The following is a 6,966-nucleotide window of genomic DNA, read 5'->3' on the forward strand; positions in this document are numbered from 1 at the left end:
TTTTCCTCTCCCCTCTTCGCCTGCCGGAAACCCCCACATCACTGTCAGGTGGAAGGGAATCAAACCACCGGGGAGGGGGTTGTTCCCCCCCCCCCCCCCGCCCCCCCCGAACCCCTCACCTGCCGGCGGAGTTGACGGTGAGTATCGCGGCTGTGCTGGGCACGCCGTGTACGTCGAGCGCGAAGAGCATGTACGTGCCGGGGAGTGCCACGCCGGAGTCGGCCGGGACGGTCAGTTGGTAGCTGCTGGTTCCGGTCTTACGGGGCGTCAGCGGTATGCGGCGCTGGTCGTTGTCAACGGAGTGCGTCGAGGCTCCGGCCCGGATCAGGGCGAACTTGTCGACGGGCACGTCGGTCGTCACCTTCAGCTGCTGCCCGTATGCGACCTTGGCGGGTATGTCGCCGACGAAGCGGGGCCGGGGTTTCTCGGTGCCGTCGGTGTTGAGGAGGGAGGGCGGGGTGAAGATCGCCCCGTCGGCGTGGTTGGTCTGGCAGTCGCCGCACAGGCCACCGCCTCCGGTGAAGACGCGTCCGTCGGGCAGCAGGTTGGCGACGCTGTGGTAGTTGCGCGGGACCGCCATGGACGCCAGGGGTGTGAAGCGGCCGGTGGCGGGGTCCCAGGTCTCGGGGGTCAGGGCGGAGTGGCCGTCGCTGAAGGGCTTGGCATAGGACTGCCCGCCGAAGACCGCGACCTTGCCGTCGGGCAGGACGACGCTGTTACCGAAGGAGCGGGCGTAGGACATGTCGCCGGTACTTGCGCTGACGGGCTTGCCGTTGCTGCCGTTCGCGTCGACGGTGTAGGCGCGGTTGGTCGCTGTCGCGTTCTCGTAGGCCGTGGCGCCGCCCAGGGTGAGGAGCTTGCCCACGTCGTAGGCGACGGCGTCGCCGTTCATCGCGTCGACGCCGTCGGCGCGGGTGCCGGCCGGGGTGATGCTGCCGTCGCCGTCGGTGGTTATCCAGTTGAGCTGCTTGCTGGGGCCGAGTTGCAGGATGCGGCCCTTGGACATGGCGTACAGCCATGCGTGGTTGTCCGCCCGGTAGGGGCCCGCCGGATCGGCGGTCAGGATGGGCGTGACCGGTACGCCGGGCAGCTTGCGCCAGGTGCCGGCGGCGGCCGACCACACCTCGCCGCCCTTGTCCGGGGCGTTGTCCTGCTGCCAGGAGCCGCCGATGACGAACGCGTCCCCGTTGGGGAGCAGGGTCATGCCCTGGTAGCCGCGCGCGATGTTCATGTCGCCGGTGGAGGTCCACTTGTCGGCGGCGGGGTCGTAGATGCTGGCACGCTCGGCGTTGCTGCCGCCGGTGACCATGACGCGGCCGTCGGAAAGGAGCGCGACGCCCGGACAGAACATGTCGTGCCTGGTGTTGTCCACGCGGCGCTGAGTGATCTTGCCGGTGGCCAGGTCCATGATGGCGGTCTGGGTGTAGCCGTTGCTTCCGCCGAAGCGGTCGGGGGCGTAGGCGGACCAGGCCAGGAGTTTGTTGTTGGGCAGTACGGCGCTGGCCACCGGCACCAGCGGGAAGCCGATCAGGGGGCTCCACCGGCCGTGCACGGCGGGGTCGGCCGGGCCGCTCAGGCGCAGTTCGGCCGCCGCGGTCCACGGTCCGCGCCCACCGGCCTCGGTGATCGCGGTCAGCCGGACGTAGCGGGCACTGACGGGTTGGCTGAACGTGGCGCCCTTGACGGTGTCGTCGTCCGTCCAGGTCCCGGTCGCCACGGGCTGTCCGAAGGCGGTGCCGTTCAGGCTGGTGGTGACGGAGTACTGGCCTATCCGGCCGTTGGGGCTGTCGTCCGTACGCGGCTCGTAGCTGAGACCCGAGACGACCGTGGTGCGGTGCATGTCGATGGTGATGCTGTGCGGCAGCGGTGGGACCGTACCGGTCCACTGGGTGTGCCACAGCGTGCCCGAGTCGCCGTCCAGCACGTTCCGGGCGCGGTCATCGGCGTCCTGGGTCTCCTCGCTGGAGGCGGTGGCGGTCCACCCGTCGCGCGGCAGATCGGCACCGGGTGCGGGCCCGCCCGGGTCGCCGAGCAGGTTGATCTCCGCCGCCGAGGCCCACGGTCCGCGCCCACCGGCCTCGGAGGTGGCGGTCAGCCGCACGTAGCGGGCGCGGGCGGCGGCGAAGCGCAGGGTCTTGGTGGTCGCGTCGTCGGCCAGCGTTCCCGTGGCCACGGGCTTTCCCCAGGCCGTGCCGTCGCCGCTCAGCGAGAGCGCGTACTCGCCGATCCGGCCGTTGGGGCTGCCGTCCTGGCGCGGCTGGTAGACCAGGCCCGAGACGACGGCGGTGCGGTGCATGTCGATGGTGATGCTGTGCGGCCGCGGGGGCTCGTCACCGGACCACTGGGTGTGCCACAGGGTGCCAGGGTCGCCGTCCAGCACCTTCTGGGCACCCTCGTCACCCGCCTGCGTCTCCTCGCTGTCGGCGGTGGCGGTCCACCCCTCTCGCGGCAGGGTGGGAGCGGGGGGCAGCATGGCCTCCTCGGGAACGACCTCGCCATGGACCTCCGGGGGCATCGGCATGTGCCCGTCGGGGTGCGGGTCGGTGCCTCGTACGACTTCCGCGCGATGCGCGAGGGCCGGCTCCGGCCGTATCAGCCCGAGAGCCGCTGCCGCACAGACCAGGAGAACGAGGCCGGTGGCTCGTGACGTGAGCCCCCGCGGCCTGCCTGGCGCACCTTTCATGACGCCTCTCCGAGCGGTGGGAAACGGGTCGCAAGACGTCGGCCTGGAGAAGACGTGGGGCGTCCCGCCCCGTTGGTGTCCTCGGCGGGGCGGGACGCGGTCCGAAGTGCCGCCGGGATCCGTCAGATGCAGAGGAGGATGATGAGACCGTCGCATTCGTCGTCGCCGTAGTCGTCGCCGTAGTCGCCGCCACCAGGACGGGCTTCGGGGGCGCGGTGGGCGTCGGCCGGGGCCGCCGCCGCCCCGCCTGTCGCCTGTGCGGCGGCGTGCGGGGCGGGGGGCGAGGCCGCTGCGGCGTTCGCCGTGCCTGCGAGGCAGGCGACGCCCAGGAGGGCGCTCACGGCACTCACCGCGCATATTCGCGGTATGCGGGCAAGGAGTCGGGGGTACGGGGCCGGGTTCGGCTGTGCAGTGTTCATGGACTCACCATGCACGTCCTCGCCACCAACGTCCCGCCGAGCGCAGCCGACTGGGGGAGCACCGTTTCGGTGACCGCGTCAGCCGATGCCGAACGCCCCGTCGGGCGGCTCGGGTGACGGCACGGCGTCGGCGTCCTCGACCGGTCGCGCGGAACCGGTGAACTCCCTTATGGCCGCGCCGTGTTCGACCCGGGCCGGAAAGGCGTCCGCCGCGGTACGACGGGCCAGGGCGGCGGTGTCGAGGGGCCGGTGCGCGGCCACCAGCACCGCGTTCCCGAACCGCCGGCCGCGCAGCACGGCGGGCTCGGCGATCAGGGCGAGCTCCTCGAAGACGGCCGTGAGGGTGGCCAGTTGGGAGCGCAGGAACGTGAACGGCGCCGCGTCGGCGAGATTGGCCAGATAGACCCCACCGGGCCGCAGCACCCGATCGGCCTCCCGAACGTAGGCGAGCGTGGTGAGGTGCGCGGGCACCCGGGACCCGCCGAACACGTCGGCGACCAGCACATCGGCGTGGTCGTCCGGGGCCGCCTCCAGCCAGGCCCGGGCATCGCCCGCGTGCAGCGCGATGTCCGAGCCCTCCGGCAGCGGCAGGTGCTCGGCGACCAGCTCCAGCAGCCCCCGGTCGGCCTCGACGACGTTCTGCCGCGAGCCCGGCCGGGTGGCCGCCACATACCTGGGCAGCGTGAGCGCGCCCCCGCCGAGGTGCACCACGTCCAGCGCCCGCCCCGCCTCGGCCACGGTGTCCAGCACATGCCCGAGCCGCCGCGCGTACTCGAACTCCAGATGCGCCGGCTCATCGAGATCGACGTACGACTGCGGCGCTCCGTCGACCGTCAGCAGCCAGGCCCGCGCCCGGTCGACGTCGGGCATCAGCTTGGCGGTGCCGTGATCGGTGGTCCGGGTGACGGGTATGGCTTCACTCACGCACCCATTGTCACCGGTACGAGACCGAACCCCTACGCACCGACGGAGTCGACCGTTCCCGCGCCCACCGTCCGGCCGCCCTCCCGGACGGCGAACCCGAGCCCCGGCTCCAGCGGAACCTCCCGACCCAGCTCGACGCTCATGGTCACCGTCTCCCCCGGCCGGGCGACCCCCACCTCCCCGAGGTCGACGTCCCCCACCACATCCGCCGTACGGATGTAGAACTGCGGCCGGTACCCGCTCGCGACCGGCGTCGTACGGCCCCCCTCGCGGCCCGACAGCAGATACACCCGCGCGGAGAACCGCCGGGCCGGCACCACACTCCCGGGTGCCGCCAGGACGTGCCCGCGCCGCACGGCGTCCCGCGCCACCCCGCGCAGCAGCACCGCCACGTTGTCCCCGGCCTGTGCCTCGTCCATCGGCTTGCCGAAGGTCTCCAGCCCGGTGACGACGCTCTCCACACCGGCGCCGAGCACCGCCACCCGGTCCCCCAGGCGCAGCGTCCCCCGCTCCACCGCGCCCGTGACGACCGTGCCCCGCCCGGTGATGGTGAGCACGTTCTCCACGGGGAGCAGGAACGGCGCGTCCAGGTACCGCTCCGGCAAGGGCACGTACGTGTCCACCGCGTCGAGCAGCGCCTCGACGGACGCCGTCCAGCGCGGGTCGCCCTCCAGCGCCCTGAGACCCGAGACCCGTACGACGGGTACGGAGTCGCCGGGGTAGCCCTGGGCCGTGAGCAGGTCGCGGACCTCGAGCTCGACGAGGTCGATGAGTTCCCCGTCGTCCGTGCCGTCGGCCTTGTTGAGCGCGACGACGATGTGGTCGACACCCACCTGCCGGGCGAGCAGCACGTGTTCCGCGGTCTGCGGCATGATCCCGTCGAGCGCGGAGACGACGAGGATCGCCCCGTCGAGCTGCGCGGCTCCGGTGACCATGTTCTTGACGTAGTCGGCGTGGCCCGGCATGTCCACGTGGGCGTAGTGCCGGGTGTCGGTCTCGTACTCGACGTGCGCGATGTTGATGGTGATGCCGCGGGCGGCCTCCTCCGGGGCGCGGTCGATGCGGTCGAACGAGACGTACCGGGTGGTGCTGCCGGCGCCGCGCTCGGCGAGGACCTTGGTGATGGCGGCGGTCAGGGTGGTCTTGCCGTGGTCGACGTGTCCCATCGTGCCGATGTTCAGGTGCGGCTTGGTGCGCACGTAGGCCGTTTTGGACATGGCTGTACCTCGAACCCTCTGCTGGTCGTAAGGGAATACGGGACCCCACGGGACGGGCCGACCCTCCCCCTGCGGGGTCCGCCGGACGTTCCGGAGAGGGTCAGCTTCGGGCGCCGTCGACAGCGGCCGCGAGGATCGGGACGGCAGCCTTCGGCGCATCCGCGACGGCGGATGCTGCGAGGAGGAAGGCGTACCGGGACATGCCGTCGATCATCGTCGACGGCAGGTCCGGCGTCGAATGGTTTTCCGCCGCCGCAGGGTGGCGCGGCGCCCCCGCCGACGCGGGTTGCACCCCCTCCCGTGCGGGCGTTATCTGGAAGTACCGGCGGTGAAGCGGGCACATGGGGTCACGGCACAGTCCGAGGCCCGCGCCCCCGGGTTCGTCCCCCGCGCGTGCGTCCCCTCGGCAGCGGCCCCTCCCCTCCGCCGCCGTCCAGCGCTCGACGCGGAGGTGACAGACGTGAAAGCGGTCGTCTACGAAGAGCCCTTCAGTGTGGCGGTGAAGGACGTCCAGGACCCTCAGATCCAGCATCCCAACGATGTGCTCGTACGGGTCACCTCGACCGCCATATGCGGCTCGGACCTGCACATGTACGAGGGCCGCACGGCGGCCCAGTCGGGCATCGTCTTCGGACACGAGAACCTCGGCATCATCGAGGAGGTCGGCAGCGGTGTGACCTCCCTGTCCGAGGGTGACCGCGTCGTGATGCCCTTCAACGTCGCCTGCGGATTCTGCAAGAACTGCCTCGCCGGGAGGACCGGCTTCTGCCTGACGGTCAACCCCGGATTCGCCGGCGGGGCCTACGGCTATGTGGCGATGGGCCCGTTCATCGGCGGCCAGGCCGAGCTGCTCCGGGTGCCGTACGCCGACTTCAACTGCCTGAAGCTGCCGCCGGGCGAGGAGTTCGAGACCGACTTCGTGCTGCTCGCCGACATCTTCCCGACCGGCTACCACGGGTGCGAACTCGCCCAGGTGACCCCCGGTGAGAGCGTGGCCGTCTACGGCGCCGGACCGGTGGGTCTGATGGCCGCCTACTCGGCGCTGCTGCGCGGTGCGGCGAAGGTCTTCTCGGTGGACCGGGTGCCCGAGCGGCTCGCCAAGGCGGAGGAGATCGGAGCCATCCCCATCGACTTCACCAAGGGCGACCCGGCCGAGCAGATCAAGGAACAGACCGGAGGTGAGGGAACCGACAAGGGCGTCGACGCCGTCGGCTACCAGGCCCAGGCACACGACGCCAGCCACGAGGAACCGGCCATCGTCCTCAACGAACTGGTCATGACGGTACGGCCGACGGGCATGCTCGGCGTACCGGGTCTGTACGTGCCCTCCGACCCCGGCGGGCCCGACGAGCACGCCAAGCACGGACAGCTGCTGGTCTCCATCGGCAAGATGTTCGAGAAGGGCCAGCAGATGGGCACGGGTCAGTGCAACGTCAAGCGGTACAACCGCCAGCTGCGCGACCTGATCATCGCCGGGCGCGCCAAGCCCAGTTTCGTGGTCTCCCACGAGCTGCCGCTGGACCAGGCGCCCCAGGCGTACGAGAAGTTCGACAAGCGGATCGAGGGCTACACCAAGGTGGTACTCCACCCCGGCCACGCGCTCGCCGCGTGAGGGACGAGTGACGGGGGGGGGGGGGGGGGGGGGGGGGGGGGGGAGGGGGGGGGGGGGAGGGGGGGGGGGAGGGACCCGCCGCTGCTCTTCGCGTGCTACATGCGTGCCCCG

The 6,966-nt window shown here is 71.6% G+C and carries 6 protein-coding genes; 1 reads left to right on the forward strand and 5 read right to left on the reverse strand.

Going from position 1 to position 6,966, the window contains the following annotated elements:
• Nucleotides 1–115 precede the first annotated feature (115 nt).
• The 5 genes from ACZ7GZ_RS18780 to ACZ7GZ_RS18800 form a co-directional block, all read right to left on the reverse strand.
• Entirely contained in the window at nucleotides 116–2,521 is a 2,406-nt protein-coding gene (locus ACZ7GZ_RS18780) for a discoidin domain-containing protein (protein ID WP_471025316.1), read from the reverse strand.
• Between the two features lie 284 nt (nucleotides 2,522–2,805).
• Entirely contained in the window at nucleotides 2,806–3,024 is a 219-nt protein-coding gene (locus ACZ7GZ_RS18785) for a hypothetical protein (RefSeq protein WP_471025318.1), read from the reverse strand.
• Between the two features lie 156 nt (nucleotides 3,025–3,180).
• Nucleotides 3,181–4,026, reverse strand: coding sequence for a spermidine synthase (locus ACZ7GZ_RS18790; RefSeq protein ID WP_471025320.1), 846 nt, complete (start codon nucleotides 4,024–4,026; stop codon nucleotides 3,181–3,183).
• 32 nt (nucleotides 4,027–4,058) lie between these two features.
• Nucleotides 4,059–5,243 (reverse strand): elongation factor Tu, encoded by a 1,185-nt coding sequence (gene tuf / locus ACZ7GZ_RS18795; protein ID WP_471025322.1) that lies wholly within the window; start codon nucleotides 5,241–5,243, stop codon nucleotides 4,059–4,061.
• 100 nt (nucleotides 5,244–5,343) lie between these two features.
• Nucleotides 5,344–5,586, reverse strand: coding sequence for a hypothetical protein (locus ACZ7GZ_RS18800; RefSeq protein ID WP_471025387.1), 243 nt, complete (start codon nucleotides 5,584–5,586; stop codon nucleotides 5,344–5,346).
• A 117-nt stretch (nucleotides 5,587–5,703) separates the two neighbouring features.
• Here ACZ7GZ_RS18800 and ACZ7GZ_RS18805 point away from each other — a divergent pair, with 117 nt between their 5' ends.
• Complete coding sequence (locus tag ACZ7GZ_RS18805) at nucleotides 5,704–6,855, forward strand: glutathione-independent formaldehyde dehydrogenase (RefSeq protein WP_471025324.1); 1,152 nt, start codon at nucleotides 5,704–5,706, stop codon at nucleotides 6,853–6,855.
• Nucleotides 6,856–6,966 lie beyond the last annotated feature (111 nt).

The organism is Streptomyces sp. NPDC037288 (genome assembly GCF_055603265.1).

Bases quoted from the DNA above. Each gene is read 5' to 3' on its own strand.
- ACZ7GZ_RS18780 (WP_471025316.1), bottom strand. From the start codon at position 2,521: ATGCCGATGCCCCCGGAGGTCCATGGCGAGGTCGTTCCCGAGGAGGCC.
- tuf (WP_471025322.1), bottom strand. From the start codon at position 5,243: ATGTCCAAAACGGCCTACGTGCGCACCAAGCCGCACCTGAACATCGGC.
- ACZ7GZ_RS18800 (WP_471025387.1), bottom strand. From the start codon at position 5,586: ATGTGCCCGCTTCACCGCCGGTACTTCCAGATAACGCCCGCACGGGAG.